The 22,237-nt window shown below is 65.8% G+C and carries 16 protein-coding genes; 8 read left to right on the top strand and 8 right to left on the bottom strand.

Annotation, left to right across the window (positions count from 1 at the left end; all coding sequences use genetic code 11):
• Positions 1-2: 2 nt before the first annotated feature.
• The 5 genes from TBU01S_RS06770 to TBU01S_RS06750 form a co-directional block, all read right to left on the bottom strand.
• Complete coding sequence (locus TBU01S_RS06770) at positions 3-686, bottom strand: response regulator transcription factor (RefSeq protein WP_068635879.1); 684 nt, start codon at positions 684-686, stop codon at positions 3-5.
• Complete coding sequence (locus tag TBU01S_RS06765; protein ID WP_174524513.1) at positions 683-2,098, bottom strand: HlyD family type I secretion periplasmic adaptor subunit; 1,416 nt, start codon at positions 2,096-2,098, stop codon at positions 683-685. The genes TBU01S_RS06770 and TBU01S_RS06765 overlap by 4 nt, the downstream gene beginning before the upstream one ends.
• A complete protein-coding gene (locus TBU01S_RS06760) occupies positions 2,098-4,260 on the bottom strand; it encodes a type I secretion system permease/ATPase (protein ID WP_068635877.1) in 2,163 nt (720 codons plus the stop codon). The genes TBU01S_RS06765 and TBU01S_RS06760 overlap by 1 nt, the downstream gene beginning before the upstream one ends.
• A gap of 218 nt (positions 4,261-4,478) precedes the next feature.
• Positions 4,479-6,413: a bifunctional diguanylate cyclase/phosphodiesterase gene (locus tag TBU01S_RS06755; protein ID WP_068635876.1), complete on the bottom strand. Its 1,935-nt coding sequence runs from the start codon at positions 6,411-6,413 to the stop codon at positions 4,479-4,481.
• Between the two features lie 28 nt (positions 6,414-6,441).
• On the bottom strand, positions 6,442-7,101 hold the full coding sequence (locus TBU01S_RS06750; RefSeq protein ID WP_169802956.1) for a transglutaminase-like cysteine peptidase: 660 nt from the start codon (positions 7,099-7,101) through the stop codon (positions 6,442-6,444).
• Between the two features lie 278 nt (positions 7,102-7,379).
• On the opposite strand from TBU01S_RS06750, the gene TBU01S_RS06745 reads away from it, so the two are divergent.
• On the top strand, positions 7,380-8,819 hold the full coding sequence (locus tag TBU01S_RS06745) for a TolC family outer membrane protein (protein WP_068635875.1): 1,440 nt from the start codon (positions 7,380-7,382) through the stop codon (positions 8,817-8,819).
• Positions 8,820-8,853: 34 nt separating this feature from the next.
• Here TBU01S_RS06745 and TBU01S_RS06740 read toward each other — a convergent pair whose 3' ends face one another.
• The gene (locus TBU01S_RS06740; RefSeq protein ID WP_068635874.1) at positions 8,854-9,636 is read right to left on the bottom strand and encodes an enoyl-CoA hydratase/isomerase family protein; all 783 of its coding nucleotides are present in this window, start codon (positions 9,634-9,636) and stop codon (positions 8,854-8,856) included.
• A gap of 168 nt (positions 9,637-9,804) precedes the next feature.
• Between TBU01S_RS06740 and TBU01S_RS06735 the strand changes: the two genes are divergently transcribed.
• The 3 genes from TBU01S_RS06735 (at position 9,805) to paeA (ending at position 13,296) form a co-directional block, all read left to right on the top strand.
• Positions 9,805-10,125 (top strand): DUF485 domain-containing protein, encoded by a 321-nt coding sequence (locus TBU01S_RS06735; protein WP_068635873.1) that lies wholly within the window; start codon positions 9,805-9,807, stop codon positions 10,123-10,125.
• Positions 10,125-11,801 carry a cation acetate symporter gene (locus tag TBU01S_RS06730; RefSeq protein WP_068635975.1) on the top strand — a complete coding sequence of 559 codons (1,677 nt, stop codon included), beginning with the start codon at positions 10,125-10,127 and terminating at the stop codon, positions 11,799-11,801. Before TBU01S_RS06735 ends, TBU01S_RS06730 begins: the two co-directional genes overlap by 1 nt.
• Before the next feature lie 202 nt (positions 11,802-12,003).
• Complete coding sequence (gene paeA, locus TBU01S_RS06725; RefSeq protein WP_418648937.1) at positions 12,004-13,296, top strand: polyamine export protein PaeA; 1,293 nt, start codon at positions 12,004-12,006, stop codon at positions 13,294-13,296.
• A 72-nt stretch (positions 13,297-13,368) separates the two neighbouring features.
• Here paeA and TBU01S_RS24730 read toward each other — a convergent pair whose 3' ends face one another.
• Both TBU01S_RS24730 and TBU01S_RS06715 read right to left on the bottom strand, forming a co-directional pair.
• Positions 13,369-14,040: a choice-of-anchor E domain-containing protein gene (locus TBU01S_RS24730; RefSeq protein WP_068635871.1), complete on the bottom strand. Its 672-nt coding sequence runs from the start codon at positions 14,038-14,040 to the stop codon at positions 13,369-13,371.
• A gap of 272 nt (positions 14,041-14,312) precedes the next feature.
• Positions 14,313-15,008, bottom strand: a complete 696-nt coding sequence (locus TBU01S_RS06715; RefSeq protein WP_068635870.1) for a GntR family transcriptional regulator — start codon at positions 15,006-15,008, stop codon at positions 14,313-14,315.
• 331 nt (positions 15,009-15,339) lie between these two features.
• Here TBU01S_RS06715 and scpA point away from each other — a divergent pair, with 331 nt between their 5' ends.
• The 4 genes from scpA (at position 15,340) to accC (ending at position 22,209) form a co-directional block, all read left to right on the top strand.
• Complete coding sequence (gene scpA, locus TBU01S_RS06710; protein WP_068635869.1) at positions 15,340-17,505, top strand: methylmalonyl-CoA mutase; 2,166 nt, start codon at positions 15,340-15,342, stop codon at positions 17,503-17,505.
• A gap of 76 nt (positions 17,506-17,581) precedes the next feature.
• Entirely contained in the window at positions 17,582-18,604 is a 1,023-nt protein-coding gene (gene meaB, locus TBU01S_RS06705; RefSeq protein ID WP_068635974.1) for a methylmalonyl Co-A mutase-associated GTPase MeaB, read from the top strand.
• 58 nt (positions 18,605-18,662) lie between these two features.
• Positions 18,663-20,195: an acyl-CoA carboxylase subunit beta gene (locus TBU01S_RS06700; RefSeq protein ID WP_068635868.1), complete on the top strand. Its 1,533-nt coding sequence runs from the start codon at positions 18,663-18,665 to the stop codon at positions 20,193-20,195.
• A 22-nt stretch (positions 20,196-20,217) separates the two neighbouring features.
• Entirely contained in the window at positions 20,218-22,209 is a 1,992-nt protein-coding gene (accC, locus tag TBU01S_RS06695; protein ID WP_068635867.1) for an acetyl-CoA carboxylase biotin carboxylase subunit, read from the top strand.
• Positions 22,210-22,237 lie beyond the last annotated feature (28 nt).

Raw genomic sequence — 22,237 nt, 5'->3', positions numbered from 1 at the left:
TCCTATGTCGCGCCGCCGGCCGGGACCATTGGACCAAAGGACAGGGGCGCGGAAATCTCTTCGGCAGCCTTTGCCGGTGAGCCGCCGGCAGGCATCCCGGCGGCGCCGACGCGTAGTGCCAGCTGCAGCCGGTCGCGCACGCCCAGCTTCTCGAAGATGGCGCCCAGATGGGCTTTGACCGTGCGCTCGGTGATGCCGAGCATGCGCGCCACCTCCTTGTTGCTCATGCCGGAAGCCACCGCCTGTGCCACTTCGCGTTCGCGCTGCGACAGCGCGGCGAGCGCGTCGTCCTTCGCGGCAGGCAGATGGGACTGCAGTGCGCCCAGCAGCCGGCCGATCAGTTCCTCGCCCACCCACAAGCCGCCGTGCCGCACCACCGTCGCGACTTCGCGCAGCAGGGATGGCGCAGCGAGCGCATGCGCATAGCCGCGGGCGCCCAGTTCGAGCGCGGCGATTGCCTCGCGCTGGTCGGGCTGCAGCGAGAGCACGACGACGCTGCAGCCGTTCTGCTTGACCAGATCGGCGATCCGGCTGCGCCAGTCGGGCAGTTCGGCGCTCAGCCAGACCAGGTCGTTCGGGCCGATGCCGAAGCCGCGGCCGGATTCGGCGAGCAGCGCGTGCGGAATGGCTTGTTGCCAGCGGGCGGCCGCGATCGAATGGCCGCTGATGAAAATGTCTCGGTTCATCGTTCTGTCAGCGCATTGGCTTTTGCCCGCAGCACGGGCTTGAGCAGATAGGAAAGGATGGTTTTCTTGCCGGTGAGGATATCCACGTCGGCCATCATGCCCGGGATGATGGGAAGGCCCTCGCCCAGCGTCGATTCGTGGGTCCGCACGCGGACGACATAGGCGGCGTTGCCTTTTTCATCGACCACGGTGTCCGCCGAAATATGCTCGACCTCGGCCTGGAGTCCGCCGTAGATGGCGAAGTCGTAGGCGGAGAACTTGACCAGCGCCTGCTGGCCGGGGCGAAGGAAGGCGATGTCGCTCGGCTTGATCCTGGCTTCGAGGATCAGCGCATCGTCGAGCGGCACGATCTCCACCACTTCCTTGCCCGGCTGGACCACGCCGCCGACGGTGTTCACCCGCAGGCGCTGCACGGTGCCGCGCACCGGCGAGCGGATGTCGGCATGCTTGACGCGGTCGGCCAGCATACGGCTGCCTTGCGACAGGCTGCTCAGCCGCGACATGGTCTCGGAGAGCTCGCCGCGCAACTGGTTGCGGACGTTCAGCTCGATCTCCTGGATCTTGCGCGTCGATTCCGTGATTGCCGACTGCACCCGCGATATCTGTGCCGCGGCCTGGTCGCGCTCGCCGCGCAGGCGGGCGACGTCGCGTTCCAGGCGCAGCAGTTCGACTTCGGAAACCGCGCCCGACGAGGCCAGCGGCTTGGTCACCTTCAGTTCCTGCTGGGCGAGGCCGAGGGCGCTGCCGGCTTGCGAATGGCGCGCCCGGACTTCGTTCAGTTCCTGTTCGCGCTGGCGCCGCTGGTCGCGGGCGATCGAAAGCTGTGCCTCCATCTCGGCCTGCGACGACTCGTAGAGCCGGCGTTCGTGGGCGACGATGTCTGCCGCTTCCTGCTCGACTTCCGCCGGCGGGGAGAACGGCGTGCCCTGGGTCAGCGCCTCGAGCCGCGCGCGCTTGGCTTCGAGCGACAGGTATTCGGCACGGTTTTCGAGCAGCGAGGACATGAAGCGGGTGGGGTCGACCTTCAGCAGCAGTTCGCCGGCTTCGACGACCTGGCCTTCGCGCACTTCGATGCTGTCGACCACGCCGCCGTCGACCGATTGCACGATCTGCAGTTGGCGCGACGGAATCACCCTGGCCTCGCCACGGGTGACTTCATCCACCTTGGCGAAGGCTGCCCAGACCAGCAACAGCACCACCGCCACCGCGGCGATGCGCAGCAGGGCGCGGGCGCGCAGCGGTTCCTGCTGCAGGCGGGCCCAGTCGGCATCGCTCGACCAGTCGAGGCTGTCGTCGCGCTCGATCGAGCTCAGCCGCGACAGCATTCCGCCGAACATCCGGCTGCCGGCATTCGCAGGGCGGCCGGAGAGCTCGCCGATGTTCTTGAAGGCGCGTTCTTCGATGGCGCCCATCACGCACCCCTTCCGATACGGCCCTGGCGCAAGGCTTCGACCACCTGCGCCTTGGGTCCGTCGGCGACGATGCGGCCGCCGTCGAGGACGATGATGCGGTCGACCAGATCGAGCAGCGAAGTGCGGTGCGTGACGATCAGCAGCGTCTTGTCGCGGGCGAATTCGGCCAGGCGGCGCTTGATCGTTTCCTCGCTCGAGTGGTCCATCGACGCGGTCGGTTCGTCGAGCAGCAGCATGGGCGGGTCGTTGATGACTGCGCGGGCGATGGCGACGCCCTGGCGCTGGCCGCCGGAGAGGGATTCGCCGCGCTCGCCGATCAGCATGTCGAAGCCGCGCGGATGCGAATTGACGAAATCGAGGATGCCGGCCGTCTCGGCGGCGCGGATGACTGCCGCATCGTCGGCCTGCGGCGCGGCGATGGTGATGTTCTCGCGCAGGGTGCCGTAGAACAGCGTGCTGTCCTGCTGCACGTAGCCGATGTGGCGGCGGAGCTCGGCGGGGTCGAGCTGGCGCTGGTCGATGCCGTCGATCAGCACTGCGCCGGCGCTGGGCCGGTACAGGCCGAGGATCAGCTTTTCCAGCGTCGTCTTGCCCGAGCCGATGCGGCCGAGGATGCCGACCCGTTCGCCCGGGCGGATGCGCAGCGACACCGTGCGCAAGGACTCGGTTTCCTGGCCGGGGTAGGTGAAGCTGACGTCGCGGAATTCGATTTCGCCGCGGAAGCTGCCGCGGCTGATGAAGCTGCTGCCTTCGGGGCGTTCGACTTCACGCTTCATCATCTGGTCGAGCGATTCGAGCGCGGTGGAGGCATTGTGGTACTGGACCAGCAGGCCGGCGACCTGGCCGATCGGTGCCATCGCACGGGATGACAGCAGATAGCAGGCGATCAGGCCGCCCATCGACAGCTCGCCGCGGCCGATCAGATACACGCCGAGCACGATCATCGACACGCTGACCAGTTGCTGCACGGTCGAGGTGCCGTTGCTGACGGTGGCCGACAGCAGCCGCAGCTGCGCCGCAACCCGGGCGAGAAGCGCGGCGCTCTTTTCCCACTTGAGTTGCAGCGGCGCCTCGGCGCCGAGCGACTTGACGGTTTCGAGTCCGACCAGGCCTTCGATGAGCGTGGCGTTGCGCTGGGCGCCGGCGCGGTAGGTCAGCTCGGACAGCTCGTGCATGCGGCGCTGCACGCTCAGGGCGTAGAGCAGCACGATGGCGACGCCGGCGGCGAAGGGCAGCAGCATCGGCCACGCGATCCAGCCGATCACCGCCAGGAAGACCACGGCGAAGGGCACGTCGATGAAGGCCACCACCGTTGCCGAGCCGATGAAGTCGCGCACCGATTCGAATGCGCGCAGGTTGGCGGCGAAGGAGCCGGCCGAGGCGGGGCGCGCTTCCATGCGCATGCCGAGCACGCGCTCCATGATCAGCGCCGAGATCCTCAGGTCGGCACGGTTGCCGGCCAGGTCGACGAAATAGCCGCGCAGCGTGCGCAGCACGAGGTCGCCGACCAGTACGACGATGACGCCCGCGGCAAGCACCCACAGGGTTTCGACCGCGTTGTTGGGTACCACGCGGTCGTACACGTTCATGGTGAACAGCGGCACGCCGAGTGCGAAGACGTTGATCATGAAGGCGGCCAGCAGCACGTCCCGGTACAGCGAGCGGTTCTCGATGATCGCACCCCAGAACCAGTGTTCGCCGCGGTGGGTGCGCACGGCCGGGGTTCGCGCATCGAAATGCGCTTTCGGCCGCATGTGGATCGCGCGGCCGCTCCAGCGCGCCTGCAATTCCGGCAAGGGGAGGTCGACCACCGCTTCGCCGAGTTCGGGAAAGATCACGCGGGCATGGCTGCGATCCTCGCTCCAGCCCGTCAGCACGCAGGCGGTGTTGCCGTGCAGCAGCAGGATGGTCGGCAGCAGTGCGTCGTTGAGCCCCGCGAGCGGCTTGCACACGATGCGGCTGGTGAAGCCGGCCCGCTTGGCTGCACGCTCGAACTGCGAGGGCTTCAGGCCTTCGGCGCCGACGGGGAGGCCGGCGAGGATTGCGTCGCGCGTCGTCGTGCGGCCGTGGGCGCGTGCCACCAGCAGCAGGCAGTCGAGCAGGTCGTCGGCGGTGCCGGATGGCGTATTTGCAGCCGCTTCGATGGGTTCCGGCGGCGTCATCTCGAGTGGGAAGTCCGCTACAGATCCTTCAGCCACGAGTCAGGCAACCTTTCAGAAAGAAATGGTGAATCAGGCACGTCCGGGTACGGCTCGATGCGATGTCGGTGGCATCGGCCGGGTGTCGCCGGGAAGTGCCGGCCACACCCGGAATTCTGGCATGCAGCTGCCGTCGTGAAGCGTGACCGTGTTCCTCGATCACGCAAAGAAAGGCGCTGCCGTCACCGCGAGCCGGGCATGGTTCGATCGGGCGCGGCCGGCAGGCCGGGTCCGGTCATGCCGTCCAGTCCGAGCCCGGCCAGGGTCGAGGCTTCGCCGGGATTGCCGACGCCTTCGGCAATCACCGTCAGCCCGATGGAGTGGGCGAGCGTGCATAAGCTGTGTACCAGGGTCTGATTGCCCGGTGTGTGGTCGATGTCGCGGATGAAGGCTGCGCTGATCTTGATGTAATCGAGCCCCAGTTCGTGCAGCCCGGGGATGTGGGCAAAATCCTGTCCGGCATGCTTCAGCCCGACTTTGCAGCCGAGCGCGCTCAATGCGGTGCAGAGCATGCGGAACTCGGTCGGGTGGCGCAGCGCGGAGCTTTCCTGCACGTCCACCCACAGCCGGCGCGCGATCTGGCGATGGGCCTGCAGCGTGGCGATGAAGCTCTCGCGCATGCTGGTGTGGCCGAGCGCCTCGGTGGACAGATTGATTGACAGCCCCGGGCAGGCAGGATCCCTGGCGAGTGTTTCGCAGGCCGTGGCGAGCACCTGCGCATCGATCCGCTCGGCCTGGCCGCAGCGGGCGGCCCAGGGCAGAAATTGTCCGGCATTGAGCCAGTCGCCTGCCAGGCAGAGCCGGACCGGAGATTCGTAATGGATCACCTGCCCCGCCATGTCGAGCACCGGAAAGCGATGCAGGGCCAGGCCGCCGTGCTCCAGCGCTTTCACGATGGCCGTCCGCCAGGCATCGGCGCTGGTGTATAGCGGCGGCCGTGCGTCGGCGATCACGGTGTGGCGGGCGCCGCTCTGTTCAGCCCTGGCGAGGGCGCCATCGAGAGATGCCAGCAAGGGGCCGCGCGCTTCGCCAGCGGTGTAGTGGGCGCTCGCGGCGAAGAGCTCCGCTTCCGGCAATTGTTCGCGCACGAGCGCATGCAATTGCGCGGTCAGTGTGTCGAGCATGCCGAGGCTGTCTTCGCCTTCGCCCTGGGCCAGGAGTGCGAACTCGGATGCGTTCAGGCGGCCATGGTCGAGCCGGGCGGCGGGGAGAGGGAAGGCGCGCAGCGCGGCAGCGAGCCGAACGAGCGTTTCGTCCACCCTGGCGCGCCCGGCGTGCCGGTTCAGTTCGGCCAGGCTGGTGATCCGCAGCGCGTAGATGAAGCCGCTGGCATCGGCGTCGTGGCGCGACAGGGCGGCATCGAGCTGATTCAGGAACTGCGAGCGGTTGAACAGGCCGGTCAGCTCGTCGTGCTGGGTCTGGCGGCGCAACTGCTCCAGTCTTTGCGATTCCTGGGTCAGCATCGTGCGGATGCGTTCGGACAAGGCGTTCAGGGCGCGCACGACGCTGCGGAACTCCAGCGTGCGCGGCTCGGGAATGGTGATGAAGCGGCGGTTGCCGATGGCTTCCGCCTGCTCGACCATGCTTTCGAGCGGACGGGTGAGCCGTTTCAGCGCGAAGGTGCCGATCAGTCCGGCCAGCAGTCCGCTGCCCAGGAACCACCACAGCAACTGCTGGGTGGACGTCCACAGCGAATCGTAGGCGTAGCGGTCGTGCGTCTCGACCTGAAGCGTACCGAACTGGTGCCAGCCGTCCTGTACCTGGGCGATGCCGGCACGGGTTTCGATCGGTACCAGCGCCATGAACCAGTGTGGCGCTTTTGCCGCCTCGCCGCCGTATTCGCGTTCGACGAGCACGTCGCCGCCCGGGCCCGTCAGACGGATCAGGCGATAGTGCCCGGTGTCGAACTGGGCGGCGATCTGCAGTTCGACGGTGACGCCATCCTTGGGCATCTGCGACAGGGACAGGGCCAGCGAGGTGGCGTTGTCCATGTTCTTGAGCGCCAGTTCCTGTTGCAGGTAGTGGCGGGCCGACAAGGTGCTGACGATGAAACTGCCACCGAGCGATAGCGCGGTGACCAGGGCGATCGCGAGCCAGAGTTGCTTGATCAGGGACATGGTGCGGTGGCTCCGGAAGAAAGGGCGTTCATGGCTGTTTGCCGGGAAGGACGAGGCCTTCGGCGCGGGCGCGGTCGAGCACGTCGCGCCAGCGCGACAGCCGGGCGCCAGGGGCGGCCGACGGCTGCAGGGCGCCGGCGACCCACAGGCCATCGGCATTGAAGCTGAATACCGGGAAGAGATCGGGGCGCCGTGCGGCCGGCCGGATGTCGCGGATCAGGTTGTCGAGGATCAGCGGTTCCGCGCTTGGTTCGGGGTAGTAGCCCAGAACCATGTGGGCCTGCGATACCTGGCTGTCCGGTCCGCCGATGCGGGCGCGCACGTAGATCAGGCGGAGGCGGCTGTCGTCGATGCCGAGCAGGCGCAGCGTCATGTACTTGGCGATGGCGAAGTCCTCGCAGTCGCCGGCGGCGCGGGCCAGCGCTTCGAGCGGTGTCGCCCAGTAGTCGGCCACGCGCCATACCGCGATGTCGTCGTCGAAGCGGAGGCGCGCATTGAAGAAGGCATTCACCCGGCTGAGCTTGTCTTCGACGGAATGCCCTTCCTGCTGCAGATCGTCGAGCAGTTGCCGCCAGGCGAGGACAGCTTTCACCGCCGACTGGCCGTAGCGCTGCGCCGCGATCTGCTGCATGCGGTCGAAGCCCGGAAAGGCGGGGACTGCGCCGACAAGGGCGCTGAAGCACAGCATGCACAGCCACGCCGCGAACGCTGGCGGAGCGAGTCCTGAGCGGCGGCGGGCGGTGGCTGTGGCGGGCATGGACGGGGGAGGAGGACTGTGGGGGGCGATTATGGTGGATCGCCGCGGCAGCGGAGCCGTGGCGATGCCCTTAGTTGACCGGCGACGTTAATTAATTGGCAGATGCTTCGGGATCGGGCCATTACCATCGTTGCCGATGCTTGCTGCGGGTTCATGCGCGTGGCGTATGCGCGATGTGCGCCGGACGAGTACATGGGGAAACAAAAAGAATGCAAAGACTATATACGTTGATTTCTGCCGCGGTGCTGGCGGCGCTGCCTTCGTTGTCCGTGGCTCAGGTGCCGGAGCAGTTGCGCGATGCGGCGCGCCAGGCGGTGGTGTCGAACCCCGAAGTGCAGGCGCGCTGGAACGCCTTCAAGGCCTCGGAGGCCGAGCAGGACGCCGTCCGTGGCGCTTATCTGCCGGAAGTCGATCTGGCCGCCGGCATCGGGCGCGAAAGGCTGAAGCGGCCGGGCGAGGATGCCGAAACCTACAGCCGTCGCGGTGCGGTGCTGTCGCTCAGGCAGATGGTCTATGACGGCTTCTTCACCCGCAATCAGGTCAGGCACTTCGGCCACGCCCGGCTGGTGCGCTACCACGAACTGGTCGATGCGTCCGAAAGCGCCGCACTGGAATCCGTGCGCGCCTATGCCGACGTGCTCCGTTACCGCGAACTGGTGGCGCTGGCCAAGCAGAACTATGTCGAGCACAAGCGGGTGCACGAGCAGATTGCCGAACGCGCCAATGCGGGCGTGGGGCGGCGGGTCGACCTGGAGCAGGCAAGCGGGCGCCTGGCGCTGGCCGAGTCGAACCTGTTGACCGAAGTGTCCAACCTGCACGATGTCGGCACCCGCTACCTGCGCATCGTCGGCGCGGTGCCCGACGAGACCCTGGCCGCGCTGCCCGAGGTGCTCGGGCGCGACAAGCTGCCGGCTTCGGTGCATGAGGCGCTGCGTACCGCGTTCACCATCAACCCGGCGCTCTACGCCGCGGTGGAGAACGTGCGTGCCGGCCAGGCGATGGTCGATGCGCGCCGCGCCGCCAACCATCCGCGTCTGGACCTGCGGGCCCACCAGGCGCTGGACCGGAATCTCGACGGCGTGTCGGGCAACACCCGCGAAGGCGTGGTGGAACTCGTGTTCACCTACAACCTGTACCGGGGCGGCGCCGATCAGGCACGAATCCGCCAGGCGGCCGAAGAGCTGAACATCAGCAAGGATCTGCGCGAAAAGGCCTGCCGCGATCTGCGCCAGACGCTGTCCATCGCCTACAACGACAGCCAGCGCCTGCAGGAGCAATTGACGTATCTGGACCAGCATCAGCTGTCGATCGAGAAGGCGCGTGAAGCCTATCGGGCCCAGTTCGACATCGGCCAGCGCACGCTGCTCGACCTGCTCGACAGCGAGAACGAATACTTCCAGGCCCGGCGGGCCTACGTGAATGCCCGCTACGACCTGTCCGTGGCCCAGGCGCGCACGCTCAACGGCATGGGCAGCCTGATGAGCACGCTCGACATCGCGCGCGACGACATGCCGACACCGGCCGAACTGGGCGCCGAGGACGAGACGATCGACCCGGCTTCGATCTGCCCGCCGGATGCGCCGCTGCCGCTCGAGATCGACAAGGAAGCCTTGTTCCAGGCAGCGCTGAGGGAAGCCGGCGAGCGTTGAAGGCCTGCCGTTTCCCCTGGTCTCGCAGCCGGATTCAACGCCCCGTGAACCGGGGCGTTCTCTTGTTCAGGAAGGCGTCCAGCCCTTCGCGGTAATCGTCCGTCGCCAGGAAGTCGAACGCCTGGCGTTTCTCCGCCTCGGACAGCGGCGTGCCGCCCATCAGCCGTTTCACCCACTGCTTGTGCCAGCGCGCGACCAGCGGGGCGCCGGCGCGGATGCGCGCGGCGCAGGCTGCCGCTTCGCCGAACACCTTCCCGTCATCGACGACGCGTGACAGCAGGCCTTTCTGCAGCGCCTCGCGCGCGTCCAGGATGCGGCCCTCGAGCAGGATCTCCAGCACCACCGCCGGGCCGACCAGCGCCAGCAGGCCGGCCATCTCGCCCGGATACATCGAGAATCCCAGCCTGTTGATCGGCGCGCCGAAGCGCGACGACTCGCCGGCGATGCGGATGTCGCAGCAGCCGGCGATCTCCAGCCCTCCGCCGATGCAGGCGCCGCGGATCGCAGCCACCGTCGGCACCGCGCAATTGCGGACGGCCTCCAGCGCGCCGGCGACCAGTTCCTCGTGATAGTGCAGGGCGTCGTCCACCGTGGCGCGCACGGTCAGGAATTCCTCGATGTCGCCGCCGGCGGCGAAAGCCTCGTCGCCGACACCGCGCAGGATGACGCAGCGTATCGACGGGTCGTTCGCCACACGTTGCATGGCCGCGGACAGGCCGCGCCACATCGCCGCATTCACCGCGTTGAGCTTGGCCGGGTTGTTCAGCGCGATGGTGGCGATGCCGTCCGCGCAGTCGAGCGAGATGTTCGAGTCCATGGTATGTGCGTGCAAACAAATAAAAAATTTCCATACGGACGTGTATGGAATCTTATGAATGATATATCATCCGCCGGATCGGGACGCCGCGTCAGACGGCCGCTCGCTGAAAGGAGGGGTGGAGGAGGCGGCGTTTCACAACGTTGCTTTTCCTTGAGGAGGGAGAAAGTGTCTAGCTCAGTCTATGCGCACATCCGGCGCAATCCGCGGTTTACGGAACTGGTGACCAAGCGGACCCGCTTCGCGGCGGTTCTTGCGGCCATCGTTCTGGTGGTGTTTTACGGTTTCATCCTGCTGGTGGCGTTCGCGCCCGAGCTGATCGGCAAGCGTCTGTTCGAAGGCAGCAACTGGACTTTCGGCATCGTCGCCGGTCTGGTGCAGTTCATCGTTTTCTGGGCCCTGACCCTGGTTTATGTCCGTCGCGCCAACGGCGAATTCGACGACATCAACAAGGAAATCGTCCAGGCTGCATGGAAGGCGGAAAAATGATGAACAAGCGATTCGTATCCCGTATCGGCGCGGCCCTGCTCGCGCTGTCCGTGCCGGCGCTCGCGCTGGCCAAGCCGGCCATCGGCGAAGTGGAGAAGCAGCCGCTGAACCTGCACGCCATCGTGATGTTCTTCGTGTTCGTGCTGCTGACGCTCGGCATCACCTACTGGGCGGCCAGCCGCACCAAGTCGGCGTCCGACTTCTATACCGCGGGCGGCGGCATCACCGGCTTCCAGAACGGCCTCGCGATCGCCGGCGACTACATGTCCGCCGCCACGCTGCTCGGCCTGACGGCGATGATGTACATGCAGGGCGTCGACGCCTACATCTACATGCTGGCCTTCTTCGTCGGCTGGCCCATCATCCTGTTCCTGATGGCCGAGCGCCTGCGCAACCTGGGCAAGTTCACCTTCGCCGACATCACCGCCTACCGCCTCAACCAGGGCAAGGTGCGGACGATGGCGGCGATCAGCTCGCTGACCGTGGTGTGCTTCTACCTGGTGGCGCAGATGGTCGGTGCCGGCCAGCTCATCAAGCTGCTGTTCGGCCTGGACTACAACATCGCGCTGTTCGTGGTCGGTATCCTGATGATGGTGTACGTCACCTTCGGCGGCATGGTGGCGACGACCTGGGTGCAGATCATCAAGGCCTGCATGCTGCTGATCGGCGGTACTGCAGTGGGTGTGCTGGCCTTCAGCCAGTTCGGCTTCTCGTTCGACGAACTGACCACCCGCGCGATGGAAGTGCATAAGCTGGGCCAGAAGCTGCTCAACCCCGGCAGCCTGCTGGCCGATCCGGTCACCTCGATCTCGCTCGGCCTGGGCCTGATGTTCGGTACCGCCGGCCTGCCGCACATCCTGATGCGCTTCTTCACCGTGACCGACGCCAAGGAGGCGCGCAAGTCGGTGCTGTACGCATCGGGCATCGTCGCCTACTTCTTCAACGTCATCGCCATCATGGGCGTGTGCGCGATCATCATCGTCGGCCAGAATCCGCAGTTCTTCGAAGGCGGCGAGATCGGCGGCAAGGTCATCGGCGGCGGCAACATGATCGCCATGCACCTGGCGCAGGCCGTCGGCGGCAACCTGCTGCTGGGCTTCCTGTCGGCCGTGGCCTTCGCCACCATCCTGGCGGTGGTGGCCGGCCTGGCGCTGGCCGGGGCGTCGGCGATCTCGCACGACATCTACGCTCGCGTCATCATGAAGGGCAAGGCCAACGAAGCGACCGAGATCAAGGTCTCCAAGTTCGCCACCATCGGCCTGGGCATCGTCGCGGTGCTGCTGGGCATGGCCTTCGAGAAGATGAACATCGCCTTCATGGTCGCGCTGGCCTTCGGCGTCGCCGCGTCGGCCAACTTCCCGGTGCTGATCCTGTCGATGTACTGGAAGGGGCTGACGACCAAGGGTGCGCTGGCCGGCGGCTATCTGGGCCTGTTCAGCGCGGTGACCTTCGTCGTGCTGTCGAAGTCGGTGTGGGTCGACGTGCTGGGCTTCGCCTCGCCGATCTTCCCCTACACCCAGCCGGCGCTGTTCTCGATGCCGCTTGCCTTCCTCGCTGCCATCCTGGTGTCGAAGATGGACGGCAGCACGGAGGCCAGGGCCGAGATCGAAGCTTTCGAAGACCAGTATGTGCGCGCCCAGACGGGCGTCGGCGCGGCCACGGCTTCGGCGCACTGATGCAGCATTCGGCGCGGGCGCTTCGCCGCTCCGCGCCGCCGATCGGAAAACCCGCCGCACAGCGATGTGCGGCGGGTTTTTGCCATCATGGCGCCGTGCGGCCGGGCTTCCGGCAGGGGCAGGATGGCGGAGTGATAAACTCCCGGGCGATCCATCCTGGTTTTGCCTTCCGGCGGGACCCCATCCCGAAGGAGCCATCGTGCTGCTCGATCAGTTGCTGCTCATCCTGCTGCTCATCGCAGTCAGTGCCTTCCTGTCCATGTCCGAGATATCGCTGGCGGCCTCGCGCAAGGTCAAGCTGCGCCTCCTGGCCGAAGGGGGCGACGCCAAGGCCCGGCAGGTGCTTGCGCTGCAGGACAGTCCGGGCAATTTCTTCACCGTGGTGCAGATCGGGCTCAACGCGGTCAGCATTCTCGGCGGCATCGTCGGCGAACAGGCGCTGTCGCCGCATGTGGAGGCGCTGCTGCGGCCGCTGTACGACGGCCCGATGCTGGGGACGCTGAGCTTCGCCGTGTCCTTCGTGTTCGTGACTTCCCTGTTCGTGCTGTTCGCCGACCTGATGCCCAAGCGGCTGGCGATGGTCAGGCCCGAGCGCATCGCCATGATCGTGGTGCGGCCGATGCTGCTGTGCGTGTGGCTGTTCGCGCCGCTGGTGTGGGTGTTCAACGGCCTGGCGGACATCTTGTTCCGCTGGCTGAAGGTGCCGGGTGCGCGCGCCGAGGACATCACTGCCGACGACATCGTCGCGATGGCCGACGCCGGTGCGCAGACCGGCGCGCTGCTGCGCCAGGAGCAGCACCTGATCAGCAACGTGTTCGAGCTCGATTCGCGCATCGTGCCCTCGGCCATGACTGCGCGCGAGAGCATCGTCTTCCTGACCCTGTCCGAATCGGAGGAGAGTATCCGGCGCAAGATCGCCGAGCACCCGCACGGCAAGTTCCCGGTGTGCGAGGCCGGCATCGACAGCGTGATCGGCTACGTCGACTCCAAGGACATCCTGCCGCGCATCGTCCAGGGCCAGGATCTGTCGCTGCGCACCCAGCCGATCGTGCGCAAGATCCTGATGCTGCCGGACACCCTGAGCCTGTTCGAGGCCCTGGAGCGCTTCCGCGACGCCAAGGAGGATTTCGCCCTGGTCATCAACGAATATGCGCTGGTGGTCGGCCTGCTGTCGCTGCAGGACGTCATGAACACCGTGATGGGCGATCTGGTCAGCCCCTTCCAGGAAGAGCTGATCGTGCGCCGCGACGATCACTCCTGGCTGATCGACGGCGTCACGCCGATCGAGGACGTCATGCAGGCGCTCGATATCGAGGTCTTCGAGGGTTTCGAGAACTACGAGACGGTGGCCGGCTTCCTGATGTACCGCCTGCGCAAGGTACCGCGCCGGACCGATTCGGTACTCTATGCGGGCTACAAATTCGAAGTCGTCGATATCGATAACTACCGCATCGACCAGGTGCTGGTGACGCGGGAGGCGGGGCCGGTCGAATGATGCCGGCGTGAGCCGTAGACGAAAAAACCGCCCCGAGAGGGCGGCTTTTGCTGCGCTGTCGCGGCCGGCTTGTCAGGCCTTCTTGCGACGCAGGGCGCCGAGGCCGATCAGACCGAGGCCCAGCAGAGCCAGCGAACCGGGTTCCGGAACGTTATTGGTCGGCGGGGTATCGTCGTAAGTGTAGGTCACCTTGGCGCCGCAACCGGCAACGGTTTCTTGCGTCACGGTAATGTTGCCGCCGCCGCCGACTTGGGTGTTGCTCACCAGGCTTTCGCACCGCAGATCAAGGGCGCCGCTGCCAATGAATGCAGCAAAGTTTGCGGCGTCAACGTTCAGGATGACCGAGTCGCTGACATCGGTTGTACCCAAGTCGTAGGTTTGACCGGCAGCGATGCTGATCTGGCCGAGCGCGTTCGAGCCCGGGATGGTGCCGGTGTTGAACAACTCGAGCGAAATGATGTCGCCGATGGAGCTGCCCGAGAAAGTCAGGAACAGTGTGCTGGTGAAGCCGAAGTTCTGGGCCTGGGCTGCGCTGTTGAGAATCGAAGCCGACGAAATGGCTTGGCCGAACAGTTCAATCGAAACCGAGTTGAGTGTGCCAAGGCTGGAGTCGAACTGGCTAAGGCCGAGATTCTGATTGATTTCAGTGGTCTGCAGCGACAGCGGAACGTCGTACGAGATCACGGCAGCGTTGGCGCCGGCAGCCAGGGTGGCGAGAGCGATGGCAAAAGCGGTTTTTTTCATGACTTTTTGGTACCTGTTCAAGTGGCTCAGGAGCGTTGATGGAAATGCCAGCTCATTCAAGCATGTACCGTGCCATGCTTTCCAAAGCATTGGAAATAAATGATTTATTTTTTGGCATGAGATTCGGATGCTCTCGGTGTAAAGAAAGCCGACATCGATTTCCGACCATGCCGGATGCGCCCGTCACGGGTGACGCTGTCTTGCCGCCTGATGCAATCCGGTTGAAGGCGGTATTTCGGCCATGCCAATGATGAGGGCTGGCGGTGCCCCGCCTAACCGCCCAGCGTTGCGATGCGCTCGGGCTGCTTCGTCCTCGCGGCCGCGATGCGTGCCACGGCCTCGCGGCCGTTGCGGATGTGGGCGCGCATCAGGGACTCGGCCGCGTCGGCGTCGCGGGCCATCAGTGCACCGAGGATGGCGCGGTGCTCGGCCAGCGATTGCTCGAGCCGCCCTTCCGAAAACAGCGAGTGATGGCGCGAGAGCTTGATGACCTTGCGCAGGTCCTCGATCACGTGCAGCAGCCAGTGATTGTCGGCGAACTCCTGGATGGCGCGGTGAAAGCACTGGTTGGCTTCGAAGAAGCCTTCGATGTCCTGGGCTGCGGCGGCGCGCTCGAGTTCCGCATGTATCGTCTCGAGCTCTTCCAGCTGCTTGTCGCTCGCGCGGGCTACGACCGTGCGCGCGCATTCCCCTTCGAGCAGGGCCATGACGGAGAACACTTCGTCCAGGTCGCGTTCGGAGATCTCGGTCACGTAGCAGCCGCGGCGCGGCTTGAGGGTCACCAGCCCCTCGGACGCGAGCACTTTCAGCGCCTCGCGCAACGGCGTGCGCGAGATGCCGTAATGCTCGGCCAGCGCCTGTTCATCCACCCAGGTGCCGGGAGGGAGTTCATGCGAGAAGATCCGTTCGCGCAGGCGTTCGGCGACTTCCTGGTAGAGGGCGAGTGGAGCGATACGGGATGCTTTCATGGGTGGAATGTGGACGGAGTGTGTTTTTACCGTGTCTTGGCCGGTTTTGGAGATGGCCATTATCGCCCTGTTGCATCGTGTTTGCGTTCATAATTATGGATAAAGTATTATTCAAGGTTTGCAACCAGTCACTCCCTCACGCTGCACGGCATGGGAGGCGCCGGACCATGAGCTGGCGACAGGAGAGGGGCCGTGCAGTGCGACGGGGCGTCGACGGCCGCTCGTGGCATCGCGCCGCGAGCGGCTCCGTCGCCGCAAGCGCCGACCGGGCTGCGCCGCCACCCTGATATTGAACTGCCGCAATTGCGGCGCCTGAGTCCAAGAGGTTTCCATGTCGAACGCCAATGAGCCTATCTACCCCCAGCCCGATCCGGAGGCCTGGAAAAAGGCCGCCGCCAAGCATGCCCCCGGCGGCGACATCGAAAAGCTCAACTGGATCACGCCCGAAGGCCTGACGGTCAAGCCGCTGTATACGAAGGCCGACACCGAGAACCTGCCGCACGCCGACACGCTGCCCGGCTTCGAACCTTTCCTGCGCGGCCCGCAGCCGACCATGTACGCGGTCAAGCCGTGGACGATCCGCCAGTACGCCGGCTTTTCCACCGCCGAGGCGTCCAACGCCTTCTACCGCAAGGCGCTCGCCGCCGGCGGCCAGGGCGTGTCGGTGGCTTTCGACCTCGCCACCCATCGCGGCTACGACTCCGACCATCCGCGCGTGACCGGCGACGTCGGCAAGGCCGGCGTGGCGATCGATTCGGTCGAGGACATGAAGATCCTGTTCGACGGCATTCCACTCGACAAGATCTCGGTATCGATGACGATGAACGGCGCGGTGCTGCCGATCCTGGCCGGCTACATCGTCGCAGCCGAAGAGCAGGGCGTGCCGCAGGAGAAGCTGTCGGGGACCATCCAGAACGACATCCTCAAGGAGTTCATGGTCCGCAACACCTACATCTATCCGCCCGAGCCGTCGATGCGGATCATCGCCGACATCTTCAAGTACACGTCGGCCAACATGCCCAAGTTCAACAGCATCTCGATCTCGGGCTACCACATCCAGGAAGCGGGCGCGAACCAGGCCATCGAGCTGGCCTTCACGCTGGCCGACGGCCTGGAATACGTGCGCACCGGCATCAAGTCGGGCATGGACGTCGACACCTTCGCCGGCCGCTTGTCCTTCTTCTGGGCGGTGGGCATGAACTTCTACCTCGAGATCGCCAAGATGCGCGCCGCGCGCCTGCTGTGGTGGCGGATCATGAAGCAGTTCGAGCCGAAGAGCGCCAAGTCGATGATGCTGCGCACCCACTCGCAGACTTCCGGCTGGTCGCTCACCGAGCAGGACCCGTACAACAACGTGGTGCGCACCACCATCGAGGCGATGGCCGCGGTGTTCGGCGGCACCCAGTCGCTGCACACCAACGCGCTCGACGAAGCGATCGCGCTGCCGACCGAGTTCTCGGCCCGCATCGCGCGCAACACCCAGATCATCATCCAGGAAGAAACCCACATCTGTAACGTCGTCGATCCCTGGGCCGGCTCCTACATGATGGAAAAGCTCACCCAGGACATGGCCGACAAGGCCTGGGCGCTGATCGAGGAAATCGAGGCCATGGGCGGCATGACCAAGGCCGTCGAGTCCGGCTGGGCCAAGATGAAGGTCGAGGAGTGCGCCGCCGACAAGCAGGCGCGCATCGATTCGGGCAAGGATGTCATCGTCGGCGTCAACAAGTACAAGCTGGCCAAGGAAGACCCGATCGAGATCCTCGACATCGACAACCATGCGGTGCGCGAAGCGCAGATCGCCCGCCTCAACAGGATGCGCGTGACGCGCGACGCCGCCGCGGTGCAGGCCGCGCTGGATGCGCTGACCCGGTGCGCCGAGGGCGGCGAGGGCAACCTGCTCGACCTGACGGTGAAGGCGATCCGCCTGCGCGCCTCGGTGGGCGAAGTCTCGGATGCGCTGGAAAAGGTCTTCGGCCGTTTCCGCGCCAACCCCCAGGCCGTGTCCGGTGTCTATGGAGCCGTCGTGGAAGAACAGGAAGACTGGAAGGCGCTGAAGGCCGACATCGACGCCTTCATCGCCGAAGAGGGCCGCCGTCCGCGCGTGATGATCGCCAAGCTCGGCCAGGACGGCCACGACCGCGGCGCCAAGGTGGTGGCCTCGGCCTTCGCCGACCTCGGCTTCGACATCGACATCGGCCCGCTCTTCCAGACTCCGGAAGAAGCGGCCCGCCACGCGGTAGAGAACGACGTGCATGCGGTGGGTTGCTCCAGCCTGGCCGCCGGCCACAAGACCCTGGTGCCGCAGATCGTCAACGAACTGAAGAAGCTGGGCGCCGAGGACATCATCACCTTCGTCGGCGGCGTGATTCCGGCGCAGGACTACGATGCGCTGTATGCTGCTGGCGCCAAGGGCATCTTCGGCCCGGGCACGCCGATTCCGACCGCCGCCCGCGAGGTGCTGAAGCAGATCCGCGCCGCCCGCAAGAGCGCCTGAGCCGGCGCATGCCGATGGCCGCGTGCGGTTCAACCGCCGCACGCGGCACGCGCCGACCGATGCACCCGCAGTCCCGATGCCGATGAACATGCCTGAATTGCCACCCCCGACGAATGCCGCGAACACCGGTCTCGATGCCGCCGATCGCAGCCTCGTCGATGGCGTGACCGCGGGCCAGCTGCGTCCGCTGGCCAAGACCATCACGCTGATCGAATCGCAGCGCGAAGACCACAAGCTGCGCGCCCAGCGCGTGCTCGAAGCCCTGCTGCCGCATACCGGCAGGGCGATGCGGGTCGGCATCTCCGGCGTGCCGGGAGTGGGCAAGTCGACCTTCATCGAAGCGCTGGGGCTGTATCTGATCGAACAGGGGCTGCGCGTCGCCGTGCTGGCGGTGGACCCTTCGTCCTCGGTCACCGGCGGCTCGATCCTCGGCGACAAGACGCGGATGGAACTGCTCAGCCAGAACCCCGCCGCCTTCATCCGCCCCAGCCCGTCGGCCTGCAGCCTGGGCGGCGTGGCCGAGAAGACGCGTGAATCGATGCTGGTGTGCGAGGCGGCCGGCTTCGACGTGATCATCGTCGAGACCGTCGGTGTCGGCCAGAGCGAAACCGCGGTGGCCGGCATGACCGACATCTTCTGCCTGCTGCAGCTGCCCAATGCCGGCGACGACCTGCAGGCGATCAAGAAGGGGATCATGGAGATCGCCGACCTGATCGTCATCAACAAGGCCGACATCGACCCTGCCGCGGCGATGCGCGCCCGCTCGCAGATCAAGACCGCGCTGCACATGCTGCGCCCGGCCAGTTCCAACTGGGCGGTGCCGGTGCTGACGCTGTCGGCGCTGCACAAGCAGGGCATTGCCGATTTCTGGACCGCGGTGACGGATTACCGCAAGGCGCTGACGGCCTCGGGCGAGTTCGCCGCCAAGCGCCAGCAGCAGGCCATGGCGTGGATGTGGGAACTGATCGACGCAGGCTTGCGCAGCCGCTTCCGCAACCACCCGCTGGTGAAGCAGGAGTTGCCCGAACTTGCGCGCGCGGTGCAGGAGGGCGGCACCACGCCCTCGATCGCCGCGCAGCGCCTGCTCGGCCATCTTTGAATCGAAGCAAACGGGGGCCGTGGGTACCCGATCCATACGATCTGACAGGAGATCATCAATGCAAGACATCATTCGCCAGTTGGAGGAGAAGCGCGAGAAGGCCCGCCTCGGTGGCGGCCAGAAGCGCATCGACGCCCAGCACGCCAAGGGCAAGCTGACCGCCCGCGAACGTATCCAGCTGCTGCTCGACGACGACAGTTTCGAAGAATGGGACATGTTCAAGGAGCACCGCTGCAACGATTTCGGCATGAGCGCAGACCACACGCCGGGCGATGGTGTCGTGACCGGCTACGGCACGGTCAACGGCCGCCTGGTGTTCGTGTTCTCGCAGGACTTCACCGTGTTCGGCGGCTCGCTGTCCGAAACCCACGCCGAGAAGATCTGCAAGGTCATGGACCACGCGATGAAGGTCGGCGCGCCGGTGATCGGCCTCAACGACTCGGGCGGCGCGCGCATCCAGGAAGGCGTCGATTCGCTCGGCGGCTATGCCGACGTGTTCCAGCGCAACGTGCTCGCGTCCGGCGTCGTGCCGCAGATCTCGCTGATCATGGGGCCGTGCGCCGGCGGCGCGGTGTACAGCCCGTCGATGACCGACTTCATCTTCATGGTGAAGGATTCGAGTTACATGTTCGTGACCGGCCCCGAAGTGGTGAAGACGGTGACGCACGAGGAAGTGACCGCCGAGGAACTGGGCGGTGCCGTGACCCACACCACCAAGTCGGGCGTGGCCGACCTCGCCTTCGAGAACGACGTCGAAGCGCTGATGATGACCCGCCGCCTGGTCGGCTTCATCCCCGCCAGCAATCGCGAGAAGCCGCCCGCGGTGCCCGCCATCGACCCGGCCGACCGCCTGGACCATTCGCTCGACACGCTGGTGCCGGCCAACCCCAACCAGCCGTACGACATGAAGGAACTGATCGTCAAGATGGTCGACGACGGCGACTTCTTCGAGCTGCAGCCCGACTACGCCAAGAACATCATCATCGGCTTCGCCCGCATGGAAGGCTCGCCGGTGGGCATCGTCGCCAACCAGCCGCTGGTGCTGGCCGGCTGCCTGGACATCAAGAGCTCGATCAAGGCCGCGCGCTTCGTGCGCTTCTGCGACGCCTTCAACATTCCGGTGGTGACGCTGGTCGACGTGCCCGGCTTCATGCCCGGCACCGCGCAGGAATACGGCGGCATCATCAAGCACGGCGCCAAGCTGCTGTATGCCTACGCCGAATGCACGGTGCCCAAGGTCACCATCATCACCCGCAAGGCCTACGGCGGCGCCTACGACGTGATGAGCTCCAAGCACCTGCGCGGCGACGTGAACTTCGCCTGGCCCTCGGCCGAGATCGCGGTGATGGGGCCCAAGGGCGCGGTGGAGATCATCTTCCGCGAGGAAAAGAACGACCCGGCCAAGATCGCCGAGCGCGAGGCCGAGTACAAGACCCGCTTCGCCAACCCCTTCGTGGCCGGCGCGCGCGGCTTCATCGACGACGTCATCATGCCGCACGAGACGCGCAAGCGCGTGTGCCGCTCGCTGGCGATGCTCAAGGACAAGGAACTGGAAAACCCGTGGCGCAAGCACGGCAACATCCCGCTCTGATCCGCGCACGAGGAAAACATCAATGTTCAAGAAGATACTGATCGCCAACCGCGGTGAAATCGCCTGCCGCGTCATCAAGACCGCCCGCAAGATGGGCATCGCCACCGTCGCCGTGCATTCGGAAGCGGACAAGGACGCGCTGTTCGTCGAACTGGCGGACGAGGCCGTGTGCATCGGCCCGGCACCGTCCAAGGAATCCTACCTGGTGATGGACAAGATCATCGCCGCGTGCAAGCAGACCGGTGCCGAAGCGGTGCACCCCGGCTACGGCTTCCTGTCGGAGAACGCCGAATTCTCGCGCCGCCTGGAAGAGGAGGGCATCAAGTTCATCGGCCCGAAGCATTACTCGGTCGCCAAGATGGGCGACAAGATCGAGTCCAAGAAGCTGGCGATCGAAGCGGGCGTGAACACCATTCCAGGCTACAACGATGCGATCGCGGGCCCCGACGAGGCCGTCGAGATCGCGAAGAAGATCGGCTATCCGGTGATGATCAAGGCCTCCGCCGGCGGTGGCGGCAAGGGCCTGCGCGTGGCCTTCAACGACAAGGAAGCGCATGAAGGCTTCGCCTCCTGCGTCAACGAAGCACGCAACGCCTTCGGCGACGACCGCGTCTTCATCGAGAAGTACGTGCTCGAACCGCGCCACATCGAGATCCAGGTGCTGGGCGATGCGCACGGCAACTACGTCTATCTGAACGAGCGCGATTGCTCGATCCAGCGCCGTCACCAGAAGGTCATCGAGGAGGCGCCGAGCCCCTTCGTCGACGCCGAGATGCGCCGTGCGATGGGCGAGCAGGCGGTGGCGCTGGCGCGTGCGGTGAACTACGAGTCGGCCGGTACGGTCGAGTTCGTCGTGAGCGGTGCGACCAAGGAGTTCTACTTCCTGGAGATGAACACCCGGCTGCAGGTCGAGCACCCGGTCACCGAGCTGATCACCGGGCTGGACCTCGTCGAGCAGATGATTCGCGTGGCCTACGGCGAGAAGCTGCCGCTCACCCAGGCCGACGTGAAGATCGACGGCTGGTCGATGGAATGCCGCATCAACGCCGAAGACCCGTTCCGCGGCTTCCTGCCGTCCACCGGTCGCCTGGTGAGGTTCCAGGCGCCGCAGGAGGTGCCCGGCCAGGTGCGCGTCGACACCGGCGTGTATGAAGGCGGCGAGATCTCGATGTACTACGACTCGATGATCGCCAAGCTCATCGTGCACGGCAAGGACCGCCAGCAGGCGATCGAGCGCATGCGCGACGCCCTCAACGGCTTCGTGATCCGCGGCATCAGCTCCAACATCCCCTTCCAGGCCGCGCTGCTGCAGCACCCGCGCTTCTGCTCGGGCAACTTCAACACCGGCTTCATCGCCGAGGAATACCCGCAGGGCTTCGATGCCTCGATGGTGCCGCACGACGATCCGGTGCTGCTCGCGGCGGTCGCCACCTTCGCCCGCCTGCGCTACATCGAGCGCGCGGTGCAGATCGAAGGCCAGCTCGCCGGCCACGGCCGCAAGGTCGCCAGCAACTGGGTGGTGGTGATGGGCGGCAGGCAGTACCCGGTCAGCTCGCAGCCGATCGAAGGCGGCTTCGCCATCACCCACGAAGGCAAGACCTACGACATCGTGTCGGACTGGACCTTCGGCAGCCTGCTGTTCGCCGGCACCGTGAACGGCGAGCCGATCGGCCTGCAGATCGAGCGCCGCGGCCTGCGCTACCGCATCTCGCACTTCGGCCTGCAGGTCGAGCCGATGGTGATGACGGTGCGCGCCGCCCACCTGCTTTCGCTGATGCCGGAAAAGCTGCCGCCCGACCTGTCGAAGTTCCTGCTGTCGCCCATGCCCGGCCTGCTGCGCGAAGTCTCGGTCGCCGAAGGCCAGGAAGTGAAGGCGGGCGAGAAGCTGGCCGTGATCGAGGCGATGAAGATGGAGAACGTCCTCAAGGCCGAGCAGGACGGCAAGGTGAAGAAGATCGTCGCCCGACCGGGCGCCAGCCTGTCGGTGGACGAAGTCATCGTCGAGTTCGAATGAGCGGACGCGATCGACGTTTTTGATCGAT

The sequence above is a fragment of the Thauera butanivorans NBRC 103042 genome (genome assembly GCF_001591165.1).
Classification (GTDB): Bacteria; Pseudomonadota; Gammaproteobacteria; order Burkholderiales; family Rhodocyclaceae; genus Thauera; species Thauera butanivorans.
Note: the sequence above shows the minus strand (reverse complement) of the source record. Positions and strands in the feature narration are given on the sequence as shown.